At 63.6% G+C, this 21,676-nt stretch carries 18 protein-coding genes and 2 tRNA genes; 8 read left to right on the top strand and 12 right to left on the bottom strand.

Going from position 1 to position 21,676, the window contains the following annotated elements:
* Complete coding sequence (locus tag AC0V2Y_RS16600) at nucleotides 1-453, top strand: hypothetical protein (protein ID WP_475414548.1); 453 nt, start codon at nucleotides 1-3, stop codon at nucleotides 451-453.
* Here AC0V2Y_RS16600 and AC0V2Y_RS16595 read toward each other — a convergent pair.
* From AC0V2Y_RS16595 to dkgB, 9 genes are all read right to left on the bottom strand, one after another.
* Nucleotides 404-1,573 carry a GGDEF domain-containing protein gene (locus tag AC0V2Y_RS16595; RefSeq protein WP_475414547.1) on the bottom strand — a complete coding sequence of 390 codons (1,170 nt, stop codon included), beginning with the start codon at nucleotides 1,571-1,573 and terminating at the stop codon, nucleotides 404-406. The genes AC0V2Y_RS16600 and AC0V2Y_RS16595 overlap by 50 nt on opposite strands.
* A 220-nt stretch (nucleotides 1,574-1,793) precedes the next feature.
* Nucleotides 1,794-3,704 carry a M61 family metallopeptidase gene (locus AC0V2Y_RS16590; RefSeq protein WP_475414546.1) on the bottom strand — a complete coding sequence of 637 codons (1,911 nt, stop codon included), beginning with the start codon at nucleotides 3,702-3,704 and terminating at the stop codon, nucleotides 1,794-1,796.
* A gap of 27 nt (nucleotides 3,705-3,731) precedes the next feature.
* Complete coding sequence (locus AC0V2Y_RS16585) at nucleotides 3,732-4,340, bottom strand: nucleotidyltransferase family protein (RefSeq protein WP_475414545.1); 609 nt, start codon at nucleotides 4,338-4,340, stop codon at nucleotides 3,732-3,734.
* Nucleotides 4,341-4,353: 13 nt separating this feature from the next.
* The gene (locus tag AC0V2Y_RS16580; RefSeq protein ID WP_475414544.1) at nucleotides 4,354-6,612 is read right to left on the bottom strand and encodes a xanthine dehydrogenase family protein molybdopterin-binding subunit; all 2,259 of its coding nucleotides are present in this window, start codon (nucleotides 6,610-6,612) and stop codon (nucleotides 4,354-4,356) included.
* 10 nt (nucleotides 6,613-6,622) lie between these two features.
* On the bottom strand, nucleotides 6,623-7,081 hold the full coding sequence (locus AC0V2Y_RS16575) for a (2Fe-2S)-binding protein (RefSeq protein ID WP_070292451.1): 459 nt from the start codon (nucleotides 7,079-7,081) through the stop codon (nucleotides 6,623-6,625).
* Nucleotides 7,082-7,213: 132 nt separating this feature from the next.
* Complete coding sequence (locus tag AC0V2Y_RS16570) at nucleotides 7,214-7,930, bottom strand: DsbC family protein (RefSeq protein ID WP_475414543.1); 717 nt, start codon at nucleotides 7,928-7,930, stop codon at nucleotides 7,214-7,216.
* Nucleotides 7,931-8,086: 156 nt separating this feature from the next.
* On the bottom strand, nucleotides 8,087-9,319 hold the full coding sequence (locus AC0V2Y_RS16565) for an FAD-dependent monooxygenase (RefSeq protein WP_475414542.1): 1,233 nt from the start codon (nucleotides 9,317-9,319) through the stop codon (nucleotides 8,087-8,089).
* A 66-nt stretch (nucleotides 9,320-9,385) separates the two neighbouring features.
* Nucleotides 9,386-10,315, bottom strand: a complete 930-nt coding sequence (locus tag AC0V2Y_RS16560) for an LLM class oxidoreductase (RefSeq protein WP_475414541.1) — start codon at nucleotides 10,313-10,315, stop codon at nucleotides 9,386-9,388.
* Between the two features lies 1 nt (nucleotide 10,316).
* Nucleotides 10,317-11,141 (bottom strand): 2,5-didehydrogluconate reductase DkgB, encoded by an 825-nt coding sequence (gene dkgB / locus AC0V2Y_RS16555; protein ID WP_475414540.1) that lies wholly within the window; start codon nucleotides 11,139-11,141, stop codon nucleotides 10,317-10,319.
* 186 nt (nucleotides 11,142-11,327) lie between these two features.
* Between dkgB and AC0V2Y_RS16550 the strand changes: the two genes are divergently transcribed.
* Nucleotides 11,328-11,403, top strand: a tRNA-Phe gene (locus AC0V2Y_RS16550).
* A 188-nt stretch (nucleotides 11,404-11,591) separates the two neighbouring features.
* A complete protein-coding gene (locus AC0V2Y_RS16545) occupies nucleotides 11,592-12,563 on the top strand; it encodes a hypothetical protein (RefSeq protein WP_475414539.1) in 972 nt (323 codons plus the stop codon).
* 76 nt (nucleotides 12,564-12,639) lie between these two features.
* On the opposite strand, the gene AC0V2Y_RS16540 is transcribed toward AC0V2Y_RS16545, so the two are convergent.
* Nucleotides 12,640-13,179, bottom strand: a complete 540-nt coding sequence (locus AC0V2Y_RS16540; protein ID WP_070223805.1) for a DUF2058 domain-containing protein — start codon at nucleotides 13,177-13,179, stop codon at nucleotides 12,640-12,642.
* A gap of 267 nt (nucleotides 13,180-13,446) precedes the next feature.
* On the opposite strand from AC0V2Y_RS16540, the gene AC0V2Y_RS16535 reads away from it, so the two are divergent.
* The 3 genes from AC0V2Y_RS16535 (at nucleotide 13,447) to AC0V2Y_RS16525 (ending at nucleotide 18,693) form a co-directional block, all read left to right on the top strand.
* On the top strand, nucleotides 13,447-13,752 hold the full coding sequence (locus tag AC0V2Y_RS16535) for a PsiF family protein (protein WP_070292445.1): 306 nt from the start codon (nucleotides 13,447-13,449) through the stop codon (nucleotides 13,750-13,752).
* 196 nt (nucleotides 13,753-13,948) lie between these two features.
* A complete protein-coding gene (locus tag AC0V2Y_RS16530) occupies nucleotides 13,949-16,213 on the top strand; it encodes a putative bifunctional diguanylate cyclase/phosphodiesterase (protein WP_475414538.1) in 2,265 nt (754 codons plus the stop codon).
* A 92-nt stretch (nucleotides 16,214-16,305) separates the two neighbouring features.
* Nucleotides 16,306-18,693, top strand: a complete 2,388-nt coding sequence (locus AC0V2Y_RS16525; protein ID WP_475414537.1) for a S9 family peptidase — start codon at nucleotides 16,306-16,308, stop codon at nucleotides 18,691-18,693.
* A 119-nt stretch (nucleotides 18,694-18,812) separates the two neighbouring features.
* On the opposite strand, the gene AC0V2Y_RS16520 is transcribed toward AC0V2Y_RS16525, so the two are convergent.
* Nucleotides 18,813-19,808 (bottom strand): cytochrome-c peroxidase, encoded by a 996-nt coding sequence (locus tag AC0V2Y_RS16520; RefSeq protein ID WP_475414536.1) that lies wholly within the window; start codon nucleotides 19,806-19,808, stop codon nucleotides 18,813-18,815.
* 208 nt (nucleotides 19,809-20,016) lie between these two features.
* Here AC0V2Y_RS16520 and AC0V2Y_RS16515 point away from each other — a divergent pair, with 208 nt between their 5' ends.
* Complete coding sequence (locus AC0V2Y_RS16515; RefSeq protein ID WP_475414535.1) at nucleotides 20,017-20,445, top strand: hypothetical protein; 429 nt, start codon at nucleotides 20,017-20,019, stop codon at nucleotides 20,443-20,445.
* Nucleotides 20,446-20,487: 42 nt separating this feature from the next.
* On the opposite strand, the gene AC0V2Y_RS16510 is transcribed toward AC0V2Y_RS16515, so the two are convergent.
* Nucleotides 20,488-21,258 (bottom strand): hypothetical protein, encoded by a 771-nt coding sequence (locus AC0V2Y_RS16510; RefSeq protein WP_475414534.1) that lies wholly within the window; start codon nucleotides 21,256-21,258, stop codon nucleotides 20,488-20,490.
* 119 nt (nucleotides 21,259-21,377) lie between these two features.
* Between AC0V2Y_RS16510 and AC0V2Y_RS16505 the strand changes: the two genes are divergently transcribed.
* A tRNA-Phe gene (locus AC0V2Y_RS16505) sits at nucleotides 21,378-21,453 on the top strand.
* Nucleotides 21,454-21,676: the final 223 nt, after the last annotated feature.

Genomic DNA, 21,676 nt, shown 5'->3' with positions numbered 1-21,676 from the left:
ATGAGACACGCGATCGCCATCCTTGCCGCCGCCGTCCTGCTGTCGGCTTGCCAGACTGCGCCCCCGACAGCGGAGCGCACTGTCCCTCGTACGCCGGCCGCGCTACAGCTTGCCGCCAGCATCGACGCCTACAAGTCGCTGGTGGCGCAACAGATCATGGCGGCCAACGCAGAATATACGTTCAGCGGACGCCTGCCGCCCATGCTGCCGGCCATCGTCGTGCTCGACCTGAGCGTGGGCCCGGACGGCGAGCTGAAAAGCGTGCACGTGCACCGTTCGCGCGACAGCGACGCATCGGCCGCGGCGCTGGCCGCCGTGCGGCGCGTGCAGGTCCTCTTTCCTCCAGCCGCACACCTGATGCGCCGCCACGCCAAGACTTTCGATTTCTCCGAAACCTTCCTCTTCAACGAGCAGTACCGCTTCCAGCTGCGGACCCTGTCCGGTCCTCAGTAAACACGCAAGCATCGAGTTCGATGCGGTCGCGTCCCCGCTCCTTGGCCAGATACAGGGCCGCATCGGCGCGCGACAACAGCTGTTCCAGCCCTTCCACCACCGATGCCTGGCAAGCGACGCCGATGCTGACCGTACACGATGGCAGCCCCGCATGACTGGGCTCGCGCAGCAAGGCACGGATGCGTTCGGCCACGCCCAGCGCGTTATGCGCCGGCATGTCCGGCATCAGCACGACGAACTCCTCGCCGCCGAAACGCGCCACGCAATCCGATTCGCGCAAGGCGCCGCCAATGACGGTAGCCACATGCGCCAGCACCTGGTCGCCCACCGCATGACCGTGGCGGTCATTGATCAATTTGAAGTAATCGAGGTCGATGCTGAGCAGTGTCAGCGGCAGGCGGCGGCGCCGCAGATTGCCGATTTCGCGCGCATAGGCGTCGCCGAAGCCGCGCCGGTTCAGCACCTGCGTGAGCGGATCATGGGTCGAGCGGCGCTCCAGTATCTGCTGCAGGCGCCGCGTCGCCACCGTCATGAAGCCCACCGTCAGCAGCAGCGCCATGAAATTGGCGACCGCCAGATAGATGCCGGCCGGCGTGCCGGCCACCGCCAGGTTCACGCTGGCGCCGCCATGCAGCAAGGCCGACACGCCGCGCGCCAGCACCACGACGGCTTGCATCAGCATCAGCGCGGCAAAGAAAAAACTCGAGAAATGGCGCTCGCCGTGGCGCCACACCAGTTGCACCTGGCGCGCATAAAACAGGAAGACCAGCAGGGAGAAGACCGCCACACGCGCCGAGAAGTCGGGGTGCGCCAGCAGCCACCAGCTATTGCCGGCAATGGCCAGGGCAAGTATCAGCAGATAGGCGCGGCGACTGGGCGCCAGGCCAAAGAATTTCTCCGTGCCCAGCATCGACAGGCCGATGCCGGCCACCAGCGCCGCGTTGGCCGCGATCGTGGACAATGCCGGCGGCAGCACCTCGCGGGTGCCGAACAGCAGGGACGCGCACACCAGCAGCAGCAAACCGGCCGCCCAATGCCCCAGGCCATGCACCTCGCGCCGGAAACTGCGATACACCGAGAACATGACGATGCTCATCGCCCCGCACATCAGGGTCGTCATCAGCATAATCGTTCGAGGATCGAGGGTTTGCACGTTGAGCGTGATCTAAAAGAATCAATTTGGCAATTTTAGTTTAGTTAAAGAAAAATTAGTTCATTTGCAGTAAATTTTGAGGGCAAGCGCCAGTGTCGGCGGATGAGTTGCAGTGAGAAATTGCTGCTTGAAATAGAAAACCGGCCAGTGACGGCCGGTTTTCTGTCTTACTGCACGATAAACAGCATCATGCCGCGCTAGGACGCTTCGGCCCCGTGGCTTTATTTGGGGCCGGCAGCAGGGTCAAGCTGACGCCCGGCACGCGGTCGCCCTGCAGCACGGCGGTGAATGTCATCAGCTCGTCGCGGCGGAAGGCGTGAATGGCCACCTTGGCGCCGACGGTGTAACGGCCCAGCAAGGTGTCCAGGTTCGCCGGGTTGCCCGTCACGCGCAAGCCATCGACGGCCACCAGCACGTCGCCCGCCGACAGGCCAGCCACGTGGGCGGCGCCGCCCTGGTGCACCTGCGCCAGTTTGGCGTCGGTGCCGTCGCGGCCCAGGTTGACGTCCAGGCTGGCCTTTTCCGCCTTGCGCGCGTCGCTGTATTTCACGCCGAACGGCGCCAGCAGACGCGCCAGCGGCACGTCGTCCGTGCCGCGGATGTAGCGCTCGAAGAACGGCTTCATGCGCGTGCCGGAGACCTCGTCGAACAGGGCTTCGACTTCGGCCGGCGTCACGCCGCGCGCTTTACCCTTGTAGAAATCGCGGCCATAGCGCTGCCACAGCGCCTGCATCACGTCGTCCAGCGACTTTGCGCCATTCGTCTTGGTGCGCAGCGTCAGGTCGAAGGCCAGCGCGATCAGCGAACCCTTGGTGTAGTAGCTGACGATGGCGTTCGGCGCGTTTTCATCCTGGCGATAGTACTTGCCCCAGGCGTCGAAGCTGGAATCGGCCACGCTTTGCTTGGTACGGCCGCTGCCGCGCAAGACGCTGTTGACGGTCTTGCCCAGCAATTTGAAATAGGCCGCCTCGTCGATCAGGCCAGCGCGCACCAGCATCAGATCGTCGTAATAGCTGGTGAAGCCTTCGAACAGCCACAGCAGCGGCGAATAGCTTTCCGCCTGCAGGTTGTACGGCGCAAAGGCTGCCGGCTTGATGCGCTTGACGTTCCAGGTGTGGAAGTACTCGTGGCTGCACAGGCCCAGGAATTTCAGGTAGCCGTCGCCGATCTCGGTGCTGGTCGACGCCGTCGTCGGCAGGTCGGCGCGCGCGCAGATCAGCGCCGTCGAGGCGCGGTGTTCGAGGCCGCCGTAACCGTCGCCGACGGCCATGGTCATGAATACATAGCGGTCCATCGGCGCTTTCTTCGTCTTCGGCTCGAAGAAGGCGATCTGCGTTTCGCAGATGGCTTTCAGGTCGCGGCACAAACGCGGCAAGTCCAGGTTAGGCACCTTGCCCGTGACGACGATATCGTGCGGCACGCCATATGCGGTGAAGGTGGCCAGCGCGAAGTCGCCCATTTCCACCGGGTGGTCGATCAGCTCATCGTAGTTGGCTGCCTGGTAGCTGCCGAAGCCATAGCGCTTGGCCTTCAGTTCCGGCAGGGTGGTGGCGACTCGCCAGGTCTTGCAGGCCGCATCCTTGGGCTGCACGATGTGCACTTCATGGGCGTCGGATTCCTGGCCCAGCACGCGCAGGAATACGCTGGTGCCGTTGAAGAAGCCGTGATTCTGGTCCAGGTGGGCGGCGCGCACGGAAAGGTCCCAGGCATAGACGTCGTATTCGACCGTCAACGGGCCCTTGCACGGGGCGGCTTGCCACGAGTGCTTGTCCAATTTGGCCAGCGCCACGGCTTTGCCCTCGGACTCGGCGCGGATGCTGACGATATTGCGCGAAAATTCGCGGATCATGTAGCTGCCCGGGATCCAGGCCGGCAAGGCAAACACCTGGCCGATGGCGGCCGGCGACTTGACGGTCAACGTCACCTTGAACATGTGGCCGGCCAGGTCGGCTGCGGCGATGCTGTAGATGATGCCGGCGGCCGGCGTGGTTTTCACTGCGGTTTTCACTGCGGTTTTCGCCGCGGCTTTGCTTGTGGCTTTGCCGCTTGCCTTGGCTCCCGCCTTGGCGGTGATTTTTTGAATCGGTGCTTTCTTCATGTTTTCCTCGTGTCTGGCATGGATGTTCTACAATCGCCCGGGCGCGCCAGGCACCGGCGACAAATCGTCAGGTGTATCAATATCGCGCAAGATGCCGCCGTCGTCCACTGTCACTTCGCATACGGCATGGCTGTTGACGATGCTGCGCGCGCCCTGGTCGCCATCGAGCGCCAGCAGCAGCGGCAAGTGAAAGGTACTGAACGCGACAGGATTGCCGCGCCGTCCCTGGAACACGGGCACGGCGATGCGCGCGCCATCGCCGATGGCGTGCGACAAGGCGGCGATTGTAGCCGCTTCCACGAAAGGCATGTCGCCCAGCGCGATCAGCCAGCCCGGCGCGCCCCGCACGTGATCGATGGCGCAGGTGAGCGAGGCGGCCATGCCCGTGTCGGCGTCATCGCAGACGCGCACCTCGCAGCCTAGCGCGCCGAGCACGCGCGCCACCTGCGTATCGTCGGCACGCACCACGGCCAGCACGCGCGGCAGGGCCGCCAGCATGTTCCTGGCCGCCGCCACTACCACGGGCAAGCCCGCATGCGGGCCTTCGGCCAGCGGCTGCAATAATTTGTTCTGTACGCCGGAAGGGTCGAACCTGCGTCCCCTTCCGGCTGCCAGCAAGATGCCGACCGTGCTCAAAAAACCGCTGCCGTCATGCCGCCGCCAGGTCGAACGGCAGCTTGCGCAGGCGCTTGCCCGTCAGGGCGAACAGCGCATTGGCGAATGCGGGCGCCAGCGGCGGCACGCCCGGCTCGCCCATGCCCGTCGGCGCGTCGCCCGACGGCACCAGGTGCACCTCGATCACCGGCATGTCGGGCATGCGCGGCACCGGGTAGTCGCCGAAGTTCTGCTGCTCCACCACGCCATCCTTGAGCGTGATGGCCGCGCCGGGGATGGTCATGCCCAGCGCCATCAGCGCGGCGCCCTGTACTTGCGCCTCGATCGTCAAGGGGTTGACGGCCAGGTTGCAATGCACGCCCGCCCATACCTGGTGCAGCTTGGGCGCGCCTTCGACCACGGAGGCCGTCACCACGTAGGCGACCACGGAGTTGAACGACTCGTGCATGGCCACGCCCCAGGCCTGCCCTTTCGGCAGCTTCTTCCTGCCGTAGCCGGACTTGGCCACGGCCAGGTCCAGCGCGGCGAGGTGGCGCGTGTGCTTGGCATCGATCAGCTGCCTGCGGTAGGCGACGGGGTCCATCTTCGCCACGTGCGCCGCTTCGTCGATCAGCGTTTCCATAACAAAGGCCGTATGCGTCGAGCCGACGGAGCGCCACCACAGCACGGGCACGTTGGCCTTGGCCGTGTGCACGGACAGTTTCATCGGCAGGGTATACGGCTCGCCCATGCCTTCGACCATGGTGCCGTCGACGCCATTTTTCACCATGAAGGCTTCGAACGGCGTGCCGGCCATGATGGACTGGCCCACGATGGTGTGGTCCCAGGCGAGGATCTTGCCCTTGGCGTCGAGGCCGATCTGCGCGCGGTGCACATGCGAAGGCCGGTAGTAGCCGCCCTTGATGTCATCCTCGCGGCTCCACATCAGCTTTAACGGACCGCTCTTGCCCGCAGCCCGGTATGCCTTGGCGACGTTGACGGCTTCGACCACGTAGTCGGACGAGGGCACGGCGCGTCGGCCGAAGCCGCCGCCCGCCATCATCGTGTGCAGGGTCACCTGCTCCGGTTTCAGGCCGGAAGTAGCCGCGATGGCCGCCTGGTCGCCCGTCTGGAATTGCGAGCCGACCCACATCGTGCATTTGTCGGCCTGCAGGTCGACGACGCAGTTGAGCGGTTCCATCGGCGCGTGCGCCAGGTAGGGAAATTCATAGACGGCTTCGATCTTTTTCGGCGCCTTGGCCAGTGCGGCGACATCGAATGCGCGCGCCACCGTGCCCGGCGTTTTCGCCAGCGCCTTGAAGGCGGCCAGTTGCTTGTCGCTGCTGACCTTTTCCACGGCGCTGCTGTCCCACTCGATCACCAGCGCATCGCGCCCCTGCTTGGCGGGCCAGTAACCGTCGGCGATGACGGCCACGCCGCTGCCGCCACGGTCCGTCGTCACTTCCAATACTTCCAGCACGCCCTTGATGGCTTTCGCCTTGCTGGCGTCGAATTTCGCCACCTTCGCGCCAAACACGGGCGGGCGCGCCACCATGGCCACCTTCGCGCCGGGCGGTTTGAAGTCGATGCCGAACTGCTGTTTTCCCGTGGACTTGGCGGCCGCGTCCAGGCGTTTCACGGGCTTGCCGATGATGGAAAATTCGCGCGGGTCCTTCAGCTTGACGGTGGCGGGCACGCTCTGGCGCATGGCCGCGTCGGCAAACTCGCCATACGTCGCCTTTTGTCCGCCGGGACCATACAGCACGCCCTTGGCGGCCCGTATCTGGTCGGGATTGACTTTCCACTGCGCGGCGGCGGCGCCCACCAGCATGGCGCGCGCCTTGGCGCCGATTTCGCGGTACTGCGTAAACGAATGGGCGATGCTGCCGGAGCCGCCCGTCATCTGCATGCCGTAGGCGGCATCCTTGTACTGCTCGCCGGCCGGCGCCAGCGCGCCGTGCACCAGGCTCCAGTCGGCGTCGAGTTCCTCGGCGATCAGCATGGGCAAGCTCGTTTGCACGCCCTGGCCGAATTCCAGCCGGTTCACCTGCACCGTCACCGTGTTATCGGGGGCGATGTGCAGGAAGGCGTTCGGCGCATACACGGGCTTGGCGGGGGCGGCATCGGCCGCCTGCACCAGCTTGCCCGCGCCGGGCAGGAAAAAGCCCAGCATCAATCCGCCGCCCGCCGCCGCGCCTGCCTTCATGAAACCGCGCCGCGAGACGCCATCGGCCACCGGAGCCGATGCCAGCGCCGCGCCCAGGGTCACGCCACCGTGCTGCAATGCTTCCTGATTCAACCATTCGATACGCATGTCGCTCTCCTCAGGCCAGGGTCTTGGCCGCGTCCTTGATGGCTGCGCGGATCCGTTGATAGGTGCCGCAGCGGCAGATGTTGCCGCTCATGGCGCCGTCGATGTCGGCATCGCTGGGCGACTTGTTGGTGCGCAGCAGCGCCGTCGCGCTCATCACCTGGCCGCTCTGACAGTAGCCGCATTGCGGCACGTCGTGGCGCACCCATGCCGCCTGCACGGCCTTGCCCACCTGGTCGTTTTCCATCGCTTCGATGGTGGTGATCTTTTGCGCGCCCACCGAGGAAATCGGCGTGATGCACGAGCGGATCGGCTGGCCATCGAGGTGCACCGTGCAGGCGCCGCACAGGGCCGCGCCGCAACCGAACTTGGTGCCCGTCATGTTCAGGTTATCGCGCAGCGCCCACAGGATGGGCGTGGAAGGATCGGCGTCGACCTGCGTGTCGCGTCCGTTGATATTCAAGGTAATCATCTGCTGCTTCCCCTTTTTTGGATTGTTATGGCGTCTACGAACAACACTTGATGATACGACAGCGGAAAAAAACGCAAAAAAAAGCGCGCCTTGCGAGGGCGCGCCGTCCAGCCTTCCTGGCGACAGCCCGGATTACTTAATGGTCGAGAATTTCTGTTCCAGCGTTTTCGCATCGACCGCGCCTGGAATGCGGCTGCCGTCGGCAAAGAAGATGGCTGGCGTGCCCGAGACGCGCAGCTGCTGGCCCAGGGCGAGGATTTTTTCATGCGGATTGGCGCAATTGGCGGCGACCGTGGCTGGCGCCTTGCCGTTCAACATCCAGTCATCCCAGGCCTTGTTGCGGTCCGGCGCGCACCACACATTGCGCGACTTGACGATGGAGTCCGGCGACAGGATGTTGTACATGAAGGTGTAGACGGTGACGTTGTCGATCTCCTTCAGCGCGTTCTGGCGGAAGCGCTTGCAGTAGCCGCAGTTCGGATCTTCGAACACGGCGATCACGCGCTTGCCATTGCCCTTGACGGTTTTCATGGCCGAATCGAGCGGCAGGTCGGAGAACTTGATGCGGTTGACTTCGTCCAGACGCACCTTGGTCAGGTCTTGCGAAGTCTTGGCGTCGAAGACGTGGCCGACGAACAGGTACTGCGCATTCTTGTCCGTGTACAGGATGTCGCCGCCCGTGCGCACTTCATACAGGCCGCCGTACGGGGTTTCCTTGACCGAGTCCACCTTGGCGCCTTCGCCCAGACGCGGCTCGATCAGCTTCTTGATGCTCGCTTCCGTCGGCGTTTCCGCGCCGGCGCACGACATCATCAGGCCCGAGGCCAGTACCAATGCGATTCTGCTCATTTTGATCACTATCACTTCTCCACTTGACACGCCTGGCGGGACTGGACTCTGGTCCGGCGGCGATCTTTTAACAAAACGATCGCCGCAGACCAGCTGCGGCGACCTTGAATTTTCACTGCTGCCATTATCCGGCGATATCTTAAGATACGCTGATATTTACGGATGTCCCAATGCGTGCGAGATCATTTTTCGCTTCAGGGCCGGTAATTTATCCAGCAAGTTTAATCCCAAATTGCGAACCACGCGCAACGGCTCCAGATCGGCGCCAAATAACCGCGCCAGACCATCGGTGGCCAGCTGCATCAGCAGCACGTCTTCCTTGCGCGCGCGCGCATAGCGGGCCAGCACGCGTTCGTCGCCGATGCCGCGGTGCGCTTCGCGTTCGCCGATCGTCTTGACCAGCTGCGCCACGTCGGCAAAGCCCAGGTTCATGCCGTGGCCGGCCATCGGATGGACCACGTGGGCGGCGTCGCCGACCAAAGCCACGCGCGGCGCCACCATGGCGTGCGGGCGCATCAGGGTCAGGGGAAACGCGCGCACCAGTTCCGGCTGCAAGGGCGTCAGCTTGCCCAGCTTGTCGTGGCAGTACGCGGCCAGGCGCGCGGCCAGGGCGTCGGCCGGTTCGGACATCAGGGTATCGGCCAGCGCATCGGGCGCCGACCAGACCAGCGAGACGCGCTCGCCCGGCAGCGGCAGCAGCGCGACGATGCCTTCGCTGCCCGTAAACCACTGGTGGGCCGCGCCATGGTGCGGCTTTTCGCAGGCGAAGTTGCTGACCACGCCCCGTTGGCCGTAGGAGCGGTAATCGAGGCCGATGTCGCACTGGCCCCGCACCCACGACTGGGCGCCGTCGGCGCCCACCACCAGCGCGCAGGTGATGGTGTCGCCGCCGTCGAGGTGCACGATGGCCGAGTCATCCGTCCATTCCAGGCGGCTGGCGCGGCCCTGCAGCACGCTGACGTTCGGCGCGAATTTCAGGGCGGCGTCCAGCGCCTGGCCCAGGTTGCGGTCTTCGATGATCCACGCCAGTGCGCCCACATGCGCGCCGTAGGCGTCGAAACCGAGTCCGCCCGCCTGCGCGCCGTCGCCGTTGACCAGCATGGCGTCGACGGGCGCCACCCTGTCGGCCTCCAGGGCGCCCCATACCTTCAGCAACGACAGCAACTGGTGCGCCGTGTGATTGAGCGCATACACGCGCACATCCCAGCTGGCTTCGACCGGCTTGGCGGTGGGTGCCGGAGGACTCACGGGGGATAACAGGGTGACGCTTTGTCCTGCCTGGGCAAACGCCAGCGCCGTGGTTTTCGCGATGGCGCCATTGCCGACGATGCAAACGTCGCTGTGGCTGTGCATGAAGCGCCGCATGGTGGGGGGAGTGGGACTGTTCATGCGGTCATTATAGCGTTTGCCCCACCCTTTTCAGCTAGTCCGGAAGTACAGAACGCATGCCCCAGGTCAAGCGGCGCCATGAAACACGGGCAGCACGTATTCGCCGATCTCCTGCATCGTCTCGGCCAGCGGGCGGCGGTTCTGCCGCAGCTGCAGGCCGATATGCCGCACGCCGGCCGCGCGCATGGCGTGCAGCTCGGCGATCAGTCCATCGCGCCCCGCGCGCCCGCCGAAGCGGAAGCGCTGCAGCGGCAAGGTCGGATCCTCATCCAGGTCCAGGTGGATGAAGCTGACATACGGCTTGTCGCCGCCGGCCACGGCCCGCCATTGGGCGGAACGCCGGGCATGGTCTTCCGGCGTGCCCGGATAGGCGAGCCAGCCATCCATCTGCGCGCCTATCCAGGCCGGCGTTTGCTGCGCCAGCCCCGCCACCAGCAGCGGCAACGGTGCGGCCGGCTTGGGCAGCAGGCGGATGCCGGGCGGCAGGCGCATATCTCCCCAGTCGCGCAGCATGGCGACCTGCTCGCGGAAGGCGGCGCCGCGCTGATCGAAGTCGCGGCCGAAGACGGGATACTCGACGGGCCGGTCGCCGCTGGCCACGCCCAGCAGCAGGCGTCCGCCGCTCAACTGGTCGACGCTGGCCGCCGCTTTTAAAGTCAGCACCGGTTCGCGCAGCGGCAGCACCACGGCGGCCGTGCCCAGCAAGATGTCCTCGGTGATGCCGGCCAGGTAGCCCAGATAGGTAAACACCTCGAAGACCTGGGCCGCGTCGCCGAACGACGGATCGTACAGGGGCACGTCGCGCAGCCACAGGGCCCGGAATCCCAGGCGGTCGGCCAGCTTTGCCAGCGCCGCATGCTGTTGCAGGTCCGGCTCACCCGGCACGCGGCCGCAGGCCGCATTCGCCTGGCGCCCCGTCGATGACCAGTCATTGTCGAGCGGCAGTTCCAGGCCGATACTGAAACCGCCCTGGCCCAGCTTCGTCATGGCGCCCATATCAATCCCACTGCGGCGCCAGGCCGTCCGGGTTGGCCAGGCGCTCGCCCCGTTCCAGGGTGGCCATCTGCGCCATCTCGTCCGGCGACAGGGTGATGCGCTGGAAATGCAGGTTCGCTTCCAGGTTGGCGCGCCTGGTCGACGACGGAATCACGGCAAAGCCCTGCTGCAGCGACCAACTCAAGGCCACTTGCGCCGGCGTCACGCCATGTCTGGCTGCAATGGCCGCGATCACGGGGTCGGCGACCACCTTGCCGTACGCGAGCGGCATATAGGCCGTGATGTGGATGCCCTGGCTGCGCGCGAACTCGATGACCTTGCGGTTTTGCAGGAAGGGGTGGATCTCGACCTGCTGCGTGGCGATTTCCGCCGCGCCCACGGTATCGATGGCTTGCCGCAGCTGCGCATTCGTGAAATTCGATACGCCGATGGCCTTGGTCAGCCCCTGCGCCTTGGCTTCCGCCAGCGCCGTCATGTAGTCGGCCACGGGAATCGCATCTTGCGGCGACGGCCAGTGAATCAGCGTCAAATCCAGCTGCTCCAGCCGCAGCTTGTGCAGGCTGTCTTTTAAACTGGGAATCAGCTTGTCGCGCTGCAGATTGTCGATCCAGATCTTGGTCGTGACGAACAGCGCGTCGCGCGGAACGGCGCTGGCCGCGATCGCCTGGCCCACTTCGGCTTCGTTGCCGTAGATTTGCGCCGTATCGATATGGCGGTAGCCGACGTCGAGGCCCGTCGTGACGGAATCGATGACGACCTGGCCCTGCAGGCGGAAGGTGCCCAGACCGATTTCAGGGATGGCGGTGTGTTGGGTAGTGGCGTGCATGCGGTAATCCTCTCAAGTCGGTAACGATGGCCACACTATGCGCCCTTCCTTTATTGAGAAAAATACCGTTTATATCAAATCATATTTGACCCACACGCAAGTAACGGAGTGTGAATCCTGGAAATGCAGGAAAAGTCGCAGCCGGCTCTTGCATTCCCGTTTTGGTCTGCTATAATTCGCCACCTTGGCCTGGTAGCTCAGTCGGTAGAGCAGAGGATTGAAAATCCTTGTGTCGGTGGTTCGATTCCGCCCCGGGCCACCAAGAATTCGTTTCACGTTCAAAAACGCCACCTTCGGGTGGCGTTTTTGTTTGTCACCCCATCACATCGTCTTCAGATCATCATCGCGCGCCATGGCGCAGGACGCCAGCATCCTCGACAGGCAAATTTTCCTTGCGGGAAGTGTGTTACTGTTAAATCAATATCAACATCCGCATTCAGGAAAATGAGCATGAAACGATGGTTACTACTGGCGGTCGCCAGTGCCCTTGCCAATACTGGCCTGGCGCAGCCTGCGCAAGTGGCAGGACAGGCGGCCTCGCCCTTGAATGCCGCACAGCAAGAACACCGGAGCGCAATCCCGCTCATACCATCGGAAAAAAGACTGGCAGCGCCGACATTTTCCATGCAGATGCTCGCAAGCGACCGCATCGATCCCGACTATCCTGGCTTGCCGCTTGGCATAGCCGTAGCAGCAATACAAAAGTTCGTGGCAGACAAAAAAGGGGAATTCGAATCGACGGCTGATTACAACCGCAGAAAGGCCGCGGCCTTGGACGAAAAAATCGTCGGCAACTCAAGCATGAATGACTGGTTTGCGTTTACGGCGCCGGTCAAAAGAAACGGACAAACCTCACACGCCATCGGCTACGACTTCAATGCGGATACGGGAAAAGTACAGCTCTTTGTCTTGCCTTACTCTTTTGAGTTGAATGGCATCGGCGCGCCTGACTATGAGGCCAACAAACTGCGATATAACGGCCTGGATCAATTTGAGTTGAGTTCCAAACTGAACTCAAAGGATCCATATAAGGGACCTGGCAGCTATCGCGCGAAATACCCGATAGAAGAAACCGACACGACCAGACTGGGAATTGCCGTCAATCGCATCCCGTTCCTGGATTCTAAGCGCGACAATTTCCAATCCAGCAAGATACCTGCGATCCAGTTGACGATGGAAAATGCCGTCGCGCAAAAAGAGCTGCCCGCCTTGAAGGCGCTGCTCGTGATGAAGGTGGCGTCGCCTTACCTTGTCTATGATTTCTACCAGTCCGAGTTCACCCCGGACAGGACGGACATGAAAACAATACGGAGCATTTACCTTGCCGGGAATATGGCGGGCATCATTTTTTACTCCGGCACCACTGGCGAAATCCTCGGGCGACTACCCGCCGGATTTGGCCTACCTGTCGCACCGAATTAACGCAAAAAAAACGCCAACCCTCGGGTTGGCGTTTTTGAATCACGCAAGGCGGCCGCCTGCGGCAGCCACGTGGTTCTTACCACATCAGATCGTCCGGAATCTGGAACGCCGCATACGGATCATCCTCGTCCACTTGCGTGCTGGCCTGTTTCACGCGCACGACGATGGCCGGGTCGCGTTCGGCGATCTTGTCGGCGATGATGCGCGGCACCAGTTCCACGGCGCCGCCCAGGCAGACGATCACCAGGCGGCCCGCCACCAGGTGGGCCTGCACGGCAGCCGTCACGTAGATGCGCTCGATCTTGTTGTTAAAAGTGAAATTGTAAGGCACGTCGCCGTTGTTGCCCTTGCTCTGGCGGTTCTTTTGCACCATTTGCGCGATTTGCGCCACGATGGCTTTCTGGTTGGCGGCCGCGTCGCGCTGGGCGTTCAGTTCGCGCGCGCGTTCCGCGTTCTTGCGCTGCGTCTCGAGCGCGGCCAGGCGCACTTCGTCGACGCTTTGCGTGCCGCTCTTGCGCTCGTCCTTTTTTTGCTTGCTCTTGTCCTGGTTGGCCAGTTTGACCTTCTTCTTGTCGACCAGGCCGGCCTTTAAAAACTGCTCTTGCAACGAGACCATAACTACTCCGTATTGAGGGTGCGCCCGGCCAAGGCAGCGGCATCGGCCGGTGGAAAGACGCTAGCATAGCAAAAAAAGGGGCCGCTGCCGCCGCAACATGGCTGCCTTGGCCAGCGGGCAGGCACTTGACAACGGCCAGTAACAAAAAGAAACACTCGAGTGGAAATTTTGTTGATAAATGTCATATAGTTAGTTACGTTTTGCATATCGGCAGTTGTCTGCCGCTTGCACGTCCCCTTCCACTGACTGCGTCTACAAGGATTTGCCATGAAACAATTAATCGCCCTCTGCATCGCCGCCGCGTTTGCCAGCACCGCCTTTGCCGCCGCACCGGAAGCGGCGCCCGCCGCCAAGACGGCGCAACAGTCGAAGATGACCACCTGCAATGCGGATGCCGCCGGCAAGAAAGGCGATGAACGCAAGACCTTCATGAAGGAATGCCTGAGCGCCAAGCCGGCGCCGGCCATGACGCAGCAAAACAAGATGAAGGCGTGCAATGCCGACGCCAAGGACATGAAGGGCGACGCGCGCAAGGCTTTCATGAAAGAGTGCCTGAGCGCGCCGAAAAAATAAGCGCCGCTTCGACGCGCCTGCATGCGCTTCGCTGCACAACGCCAGCCGAAAGGCTGGCTTTTTTTCGCCGGCAACACGCCGCCACGCATGCAACCATGTTTAATGATCAAGATGACATGGAGAAAGATAGCGCGTAGTATTTAATCAACCTACAGCTCAGTACGGTTATACGGCATTCTGGAGAAAGGACGGCAGCGTGGCGGCGTCGAACGATCTCGCACACTGGCGCGGTCAGGTCTTTACCCGCCTGTTGCAGGCGGTGCTGCTGCTTGGCGTCATCACGGCCATTCCCAGCGCACTGCTGGCCGCGAGCGAAGCGATCTGGTCCATCGTCGCCCTCGACCTGCTGGCCATCGGCTGGATCGGCGCCATCTGGCATAGTCGCGCCATGTCCTACCGCTGGCGCGTGTGGCAATTCCTGATCGTCGCCTACCTGGTGGGCGTGGGCCTGCTGCTGAAAATCGGTCCCGTCAGCCAGATCTACATGATGCTCATGCCCGTGCTGGCGGCACTGCTGCTGGGCATGCGGCCCGCCTTGTCGACCCTGGTCCTGACCACGCTGACCATCTTTTTCCTCGGCCTGCATCCCGACGTCGCCCTGCGCCTGCCGGGCACGCCCGATTCTCCCGTGCTGCGCGCGCTGATCGTGGCCCTGAACTTCCTGTTTATCGCCGCCGTGCTGACTCTGTCCTGCGCCTTTCTGCTGCGCCACCTGGAAGACAGCAGCCAGGCCTTGTCGCAGCTGAACGCCGAGCTGCGCCTGACGGCCACGGCGCTGGCCCGCCTGAACGACATGGTGATGATCGCCGAAGTGGCCGATGCCCCCGCCGGCACGGGCGCGGCGCCGGCCACGCGCATCATCTTCGTCAACGACGCCTTCGAGCGCAGCAGCGGCTATGCGCGCGCCGAGGTGCTGGGCCGCAGCCTGCTGTTCCAGCAGGGCCCCGCCACCGATACGGGCGAACTGGCGCGCATCGCCGCCGCCATGGCCCGCGCCCAGCCAGCCAGGGCGGAATTACTGAACTACAACAAGGCCGCCAAGGCGTACTGGGTCGAAGCGGAACTGGTGCCGTTTACGGATGCGGACGGCAGGCAGACGCACTGGGTGGCCGTCGAGCGCGAGATCGACGAGCGCAAGAAATCGGAAGCGGACATCCACCGCCTGGCCTTCTACGACGTGCTGACGGGCTTGCCCAACCGGCGCCTGCTGATGGACCGCATCGGCCACCTGCTGGCCGCCGCGCCGCGCGGCCATACCATCAGCGCGCTGATGTTCATCGACCTCGACCACTTCAAGCACATCAACGACGCGCGCGGCCATGCCACGGGCGACGCGCTGCTGCGCCTGGCGGGCGAACGGCTGGCGCAGCTGATGCGCAAGGCCGACACGGTGGCGCGCATCGGCGGCGACGAATTCGTCGTGCTGCTGGCGCACCTGGCCGATGACCTGGACAACGCCGCCCGCGCGGCGGCCCAGGTGGCCGAGAAAATCCGCGCCGCCATCGCGCGCGACTTCGACATCGGCGCGCAGTCCTATCATTGCAGCGCCAGCATCGGCGTGACCCTGCTGCCGAAAGCGGGCCAACAGGCGCACGACCTGCTGCGCGAAGCGGACATCGCCATGTACCGCGCCAAGGCGGAAGGGCGCAACGGCATCGCCTTCTTTGAAGCGGCCATGCAGGCGGGCGTGGAGCGCCGCCTGACCCTTGAACGGGCGCTGGCGCGCGCCCTCGACCTGGGGCAATTGTGCATGCACGTGCAGCCGCAGGTTGACCGCCATGGCCGCTTGACGGGCGCCGAATTGCTGATGCGCTGGCCGCAGGCGGACGGCGGCTTTATCGCACCCGGCGTGTTCATCCCCATCGCCGAGGAATCGGGGCTGATCGTCAGGCTCGGGCACTGGGCCCTGCGCGAAGCGTGCCGCGCCGCCAGCCTGCTGGCGCAGGCTGGCCAGCCGGCCCCCCTGTCCGTCAACGTCAGTCCGGCCCAGTTCCGCCAGCCCGATTTCGCCGCCCGCGTGCAGGCGGCGCTGGCCGAACACGGCACGCCGGCGGGCACCCTGATCCTGGAACTGACGGAAGGCTTGCTGATCGACCAGCGCGACGCCTCGCTGGCGCGCATGCACGAACTGGCGGACCTGGGCATCCGTTTTTCCATCGACGATTTCGGCACCGGCTATTCCAGCCTTGCCTACCTGACCTCGATGCCGCTGTACGAACTCAAAATCGACAAGCGCTTCATCGACGACACGCCGCACGACGCGCGCGGCACGGCCATCGTGCAGGCGATCCTGGCCATGGCGCGCCACCTGGGCTTGCGCGTCGTGGCCGAGGGCGTGGAAACGCAGGCGCAAGCCGACTTCCTGATCGCCCACGATTGCGACGGCTTGCAAGGCTTCCTGTATGCGCGGCCGATGCCGCTCGACGATTTTCCCGCCTGGCTGGCCCGGCATCAAGCTTAGCTTTCCGACATTTCCTGCACGAAACTCCTCCGCTAGAATACCGGCCTCATAGCCTGTACCTTCACCATCCCCTTTTATTAAAGCGATCCCCGATGCGTCTGGTTCTTCCCCTGCTGCCGCTCCTGCTGCTATCTCTGCCGCCCGCCGCCCATGCGGCCCCCTCCGCCACCGCGCCCACGCCGATCACGCTGGACCAGGCCATGGCCGATTCCGATTGGATCGGCACACCCGTCGAAGCGGCATGGTGGGGCTGGAATGGCCAGCTGTATTACAAGCAAAAACGCCTCGGTTCGCCCCTGCGCGACACGTTTCACGTAGCGGGCGCGCATGCGAAACTCAATAGCGGCAAGAAGGTCGACGATGCGCAGCTGGCGAACCTCGATGGCCAGCAGATGGTCGTCAACCGGGCCGGCACGCGCGCCATCCTGCTGCGCAACGGCGACTTGTTCGAGCGCGACCTGAAAAACGGCGCCCTGGTCCAGATCACGCGCGGCGTGTCCGCCATCAGCGACCCGCAGTATTCCGCCGACGGCGGCGCCGTGCAATACCGCAGCGGCAGCGACTGGTTCAGCTGGAGCCGCGCGGAGCGCCTGAGCGCGCCCGTCGCCCTGCTGCGCGCGGCCAAGGACCCGGACGCCAAGCCGGAAGCGGACGCCCTGCGCGAGCTGCAGCTGCGCCTGATCGTCAACCTGGCGCGCCAGAAGGACGACCGCGACGCCAGCCGCGAGCGCCGCCACGAAGAGCGCCGCCTGGACGCCACGCGCGCGCCGGCACCGATCTACCTGGGCGACAAAGTGACCATTTCCGGCAGTGCCCTGTCGCCGGACGGCCGCTGGCTGCTGTTCGTCACGCAGGACAAGGCCGCCGAAAAGGGCAAGCTGGGCAAACTGGCCCGCTACGTCACGGAAACGGGCTATCCGGAAGCGGACGACGAGCGCACGCGCGTGGGCCGCAACATGCCGATCGCGCAAAGCCTGAAACTGGCCGACCTGCGCACGGGCCAGGTACGCGAGATCGCCTTCGACAGCCTGCCCGGCATCGCCACCGACCCGCTGGCCGGCCTGCGCGCCGAACAGAAGCTGCCGCCGCTGAAAGGCAACCGTGCCGTGCGCATCGACGCCCAGCGCGACGGCATCGCCTGGACCGATGACGGTTCGCGCGTGGCCGTGCGCGTGCGCGCCATCGACAACAAGGACGGCTGGCTCGCCACCGTCGACCTGGCCAACGCCTCCCTGGTTCCGGCGCACCGCATCAGCGACACGGCCTGGGTCAACCGCCGCGCCGAGGAATTCGGCTGGCTGCCCGACAACGCCACCCTGTGGTATCTGTCCGAGGAAAGCGGCTACGCCCACCTGTACGCAAAAACGGGCGCCGCGCCCGCGCGTGCATTGACGCAAGGCCAATGGGAAGTGAGCGCCGTCGAATGGAGCCGCGACGGCAAGACTGCCTATTTTATGTGCAACCGGCAGGCGCCGGGCACGTATGAAGTGTGTGCCAGCACGGTGAAAGAGGGCGGCGCGCGCGAAGTGACGAATCTGAAAGGCGTGGAAAACTTCGGCCTGTCGCCCGATGGCGGCAAGCTGCTGCTGCGCTACTCGAGCAGCTATATGCCGGCCCAGCTGGCGACCATTCCTGTCTCTGGCGGCAAGGCGACTATCCTGACCGATACGCGCAGCGACGCCTTCAAGGCGCGCAACTGGGTCATGCCGGAACTGGTGCAAGTGCCATCCACGCATGGCGCGGCGCCCATCTGGGCCAAGCTGTACCGGCCAAAGCAGCTGGAAGCGGGCAAGCGCTATCCGATCGTCATGTTCGCGCACGGCGCCGGCTACCTGCAGAACGTGACGCAGCGCTATCCCGTGTATTTCCGCGAACAGATGTTCCACAACCTGCTGGTGGAGCAGGGCTATATCGTGCTCGACGTCGACTACCGCGCCTCGCTCGGCTACGGCAGCGCCTGGCGCACGGCCATCTACCGCCAGATGGGCCACCCGGAACTGGAAGATTTCATCGACGGCGCCAACTGGCTGGCGCAGCAGCACCAGGGCGACATCCGGAACGTGGGCATCTATGGCGGCAGCTATGGCGGCTTCATGAGCCTGATGGCCCTGATGCGCGCGCCGGAAATCTTCAAGTCCGGCGCCGCCCTGCGTCCCGTGACGGACTGGACCACCTACAACCACGAGTACACGGCGAATATCCTGAACACGCCGGACGTCGATCCTCAGGCGTATAAAATCTCGTCGCCCATCGAATACGCGGACAAACTGACGGGCAACCTCCTGATCGCCCACGGCATGATCGACGACAACGTGTTTTACCAGGATTCCGTGCGCCTGGCGCAGCGCTTGATCGAGCTCAAAAAGGACAACTGGGAAATGGCCAGCTACCCGATGGAGCGCCACGGCTTCGTGCAGCCGGAAGCGTGGTATGACGAGTACCGCCGCATCTATCAGCTGTTCAATCGTACGTTGAAATAAGCGATATCAACAAAAAATGTCGGATTACGCGGCTGCGCCGCTAATCCGACCTACTCGCTAAGGTGTAGGTCGGATTAGCCCGCAAGGGCGTAATCCGACACCACACCCACCACAAGCACTCAGTCAAACGGCACGGGCCGCGGCGTCGTGTCGCTCGATGGCGGCAAAATCGGCAGCACAAGGTGCGGCTGCTTGCCCGTCAGGGTTTTCAGGAAGGCGACGAGTTGCGCGTTTTCATCGGGCGCAAACGTGCGGCCCAGCTGCAAACGGCCCATCACGTCGACGGCCTGCGTCAGGGTGGCCGCTTCGCCATCGTGGAAGTAGGGATACGTCAGCTCCACGTTGCGCAGGGTCGGCACCTTGAAGTTGAAGCGGTCGGCATCCTTGCCCGTCACGGCCGAGCGTCCCTGCGCCGTCATCGCCGTCTTGTACGGTTCCACCACGCCCATCTTCTGGAAGGTATTGCCGCCGACGGCGGGGCCATTATGGCAGGCGATGCAGCCGCTGGACTTGAACAGCTGGTAGCCAGCCAGCTCGTCTTTCGTCAGCGCGCTTTTCTTGCCCATCAGCCATTGGTCGAAGCGCGAACCGGGCGTCACCAGCACTTCCTCGAAGCCGGCGATGGCGCGCGTGACTTGCTCGATGGTCAATTTATCCTGGCCAAACACTTGCCGGAATTCCGCGCGGTAGGCGGGAATCGAGGCCAGCACGTCGATGGCCAGCTCGTGCGTAAAAGCCATCTCGCCCGGATTGGCGATGGGGCCGCCCGCCTGCTCCTGCAAATCCTTGGCGCGGCCATCCCAGAATTGCGCCACGTTCATGCTGGCATTGAGCACCGTCGGTGAGTTGATGGGTCCGCGCTGCCAGTTATGGCCGATCGACGTCTTGATGTTATCCGTGCCGCCCATGCTCAGGTTATGGCAGCTATTGCAGGAAATGAAGCCGGAACGCGACAGCCGCGGATCGAAAAACAGTTTCTTGCCCAGTTCGACCATGGCCGGATTGGCCACCTTGGCGGCCGTGATGGACTGGATCGGCTCCTTGCTGGCGGCGTGCAGCGTGCCGCTGAAAGCGAGGCTGGCGATAAAGACAAAGGGGGAGAGGGTACGGCGCATAGTCTAACTCCTGGAAGCATTCCCGAATCGGCGGTGCACGCCGGCGCGGGAATGCAGCGCGGCGGCCCGGTCGCCACCCGACCATCGCTGATTGGATGTTGATTTATATTAACTTTGACGGCTTGATAATGAAAATGACCGGCGTCAAGGATCGTCCAGCGCGCGAATCGCGCTTGCCATTTGGGCAAGCGTGGCACATGATGAGGGCATGCATACACCTCCCTGCTCCGCCCTGCTGCGCACCGCGTGCGCCGCCATCCTGCTGCTGGCCACCAGTGCCTGCGGCAGCGCCCCCGCACAAGATGCGCCGCCCGCGCCCGGCAATGCCGGCTTGCTGGCGCAAATCCAGGCGGAAGTGGGCGCCGCCGCCTGCGATTCCACGCAGCAATGCCAAACCATCGCCATCGGCGCCAAGGCCTGCGGCGGCCCCGAGCGCTACCTGGCCTGGTCCAGCAAGGACAATGACGGCAAAAAACTCAAGGCCTTGGCCCAGGCGCAAGCCGAGGCCAGCCGCAAGCAGCAGCAGGCGGACGGCATGATGTCGACCTGCTCCATCGTCACGGACCCGGGCGCCGTCTGCGAAGCGGGGCGCTGCGTGCTGCAAAAGAGCGGCCTGGGCGGCAGCTCGGCGATGTAAAAAAAGCCGCTGGATCAGCGGCTTGCGTGATTCTGCAACAAGTCAGGACTGCAGCTGCAAGGTCTTGACGATCTTGCTTTCCACCTTCTCGCCCGCGCCCGCAGTGGCATTCTTGCTTTCCTTGCGCAGCAACAATAAATGGTCGCCGCTGACGCCATACTGGCGCGTCTCGTCCGTCTTTTGCGTAAAACTGACGACGACAAAGGCGCGCCCGCTGACATCGAAGTGAAAATGGCTGGCCAGCGGCGTGCCGTCGGCGGCGATCCACACCTCGATGCCGCCCTCGAACTTCTTCACATACTTGCGGTCTTTCTCAGATACCTTGTCGAGCGACAAGGTAAAACTCAGCAGGCGCGCCGGCTTGCCCTTGTAGCTATCCATCTTCTCGCCGCTGAACACGGCTTCCTCGATCTCGCGCGACAGGGAATCGGCCGCCGACACCATGGAACGCAGCTCTGTCGCCTTCATTTCCCCCAAAGCAAAACCGATCGGCGTCCTGGCCTTCGGATCCTTCACCCTGGCGCGTTGCTCGGCCTCCACTTTTGCCAGCACCTCCTTACTGTAGAGCACTTGCAAGCCCGCCGGTCCGCCCTCGACAGCGACAGTGGCCTGGCCGCTATCCTCTTCCGCCGCCTTGCCCTCGCCCTCGCGGCGCCAGGTTTTCGATTCCACCTGCGCCTTGATGGGCAGCTGGCCCTGCAAGCGCGCCAGCGCCGCATTCAGATCGGCCAGCCCGTCGGCCCGCGCCGTACCGCAAAACAAACTGAACAAGCCCGCAGCCGCCAGGCCCTGCACTCCAATACGTCGCCGCATCGCCACATCCCTTCAGCTCATACAAGGATGCCAAAACACCATGTTTTGGCCATCTGTTGCATTTGAACACAGCTAGCTCTGGTCAGGTGGAAAGTCTTTCTGCTATAATTCGCCGCCTTGGCCTGGTAGCTCAGTCGGTAGAGCAGAGGATTGAAAATCCTTGTGTCGGTGGTTCGATTCCGCCCCGGGCCACCAAGAACATCCTTGACGAAACGCCAACCATCACCGGTTGGCGTTTTTGTTTGTGGAACTTGTAGTCCTCGTATCCGGTCTATCTCCGGCTCTCTCTCTCCACACTGGCAAAATGACTAACGATTGATGCACGTAGACAATTTGGCGGTTTCAGAGTTCACCGAAGTGGTGTAGAGTGGTGCAGTTCAATTTCCCTAGCGTTATAAGCCATGACAAATAGAAGAAT

This window comes from Janthinobacterium sp. BHSEK (assembly GCF_056174685.1).
This window is presented reverse-complemented; position numbering and strand designations above follow the sequence as displayed.

Excerpts from the sequence above, each read along its gene's own strand:
- AC0V2Y_RS16600 (WP_475414548.1), top strand. The coding sequence starts at position 1 with ATGAGACACGCGATCGCCATCCTTGCCGCCGCCGTCCTGCTGTCGGCT.
- AC0V2Y_RS16510 (WP_475414534.1), bottom strand. The coding sequence starts at position 21,258 with ATGCGGCGACGTATTGGAGTGCAGGGCCTGGCGGCTGCGGGCTTGTTC.
- AC0V2Y_RS16570 (WP_475414543.1), bottom strand. The coding sequence starts at position 7,930 with ATGAGCAGAATCGCATTGGTACTGGCCTCGGGCCTGATGATGTCGTGC.
- AC0V2Y_RS16535 (WP_070292445.1), top strand. The coding sequence starts at position 13,447 with ATGAAACAATTAATCGCCCTCTGCATCGCCGCCGCGTTTGCCAGCACC.
- AC0V2Y_RS16545 (WP_475414539.1), top strand. The coding sequence starts at position 11,592 with ATGAAACGATGGTTACTACTGGCGGTCGCCAGTGCCCTTGCCAATACT.
- AC0V2Y_RS16515 (WP_475414535.1), top strand. The coding sequence starts at position 20,017 with ATGCATACACCTCCCTGCTCCGCCCTGCTGCGCACCGCGTGCGCCGCC.
- dkgB (WP_475414540.1), bottom strand. The coding sequence starts at position 11,141 with ATGCACGCCACTACCCAACACACCGCCATCCCTGAAATCGGTCTGGGC.
- AC0V2Y_RS16575 (WP_070292451.1), bottom strand. The coding sequence starts at position 7,081 with ATGATTACCTTGAATATCAACGGACGCGACACGCAGGTCGACGCCGAT.
- AC0V2Y_RS16565 (WP_475414542.1), bottom strand. The coding sequence starts at position 9,319 with ATGAACAGTCCCACTCCCCCCACCATGCGGCGCTTCATGCACAGCCAC.
- AC0V2Y_RS16580 (WP_475414544.1), bottom strand. The coding sequence starts at position 6,612 with ATGCGTATCGAATGGTTGAATCAGGAAGCATTGCAGCACGGTGGCGTG.
- AC0V2Y_RS16540 (WP_070223805.1), bottom strand. The coding sequence starts at position 13,179 with ATGGTCTCGTTGCAAGAGCAGTTTTTAAAGGCCGGCCTGGTCGACAAG.
- AC0V2Y_RS16560 (WP_475414541.1), bottom strand. The coding sequence starts at position 10,315 with ATGGGCGCCATGACGAAGCTGGGCCAGGGCGGTTTCAGTATCGGCCTG.
- AC0V2Y_RS16595 (WP_475414547.1), bottom strand. The coding sequence starts at position 1,573 with ATGACGACCCTGATGTGCGGGGCGATGAGCATCGTCATGTTCTCGGTG.
- AC0V2Y_RS16590 (WP_475414546.1), bottom strand. The coding sequence starts at position 3,704 with ATGAAGAAAGCACCGATTCAAAAAATCACCGCCAAGGCGGGAGCCAAG.
- AC0V2Y_RS16520 (WP_475414536.1), bottom strand. The coding sequence starts at position 19,808 with ATGCGCCGTACCCTCTCCCCCTTTGTCTTTATCGCCAGCCTCGCTTTC.
- AC0V2Y_RS16525 (WP_475414537.1), top strand. The coding sequence starts at position 16,306 with ATGCGTCTGGTTCTTCCCCTGCTGCCGCTCCTGCTGCTATCTCTGCCG.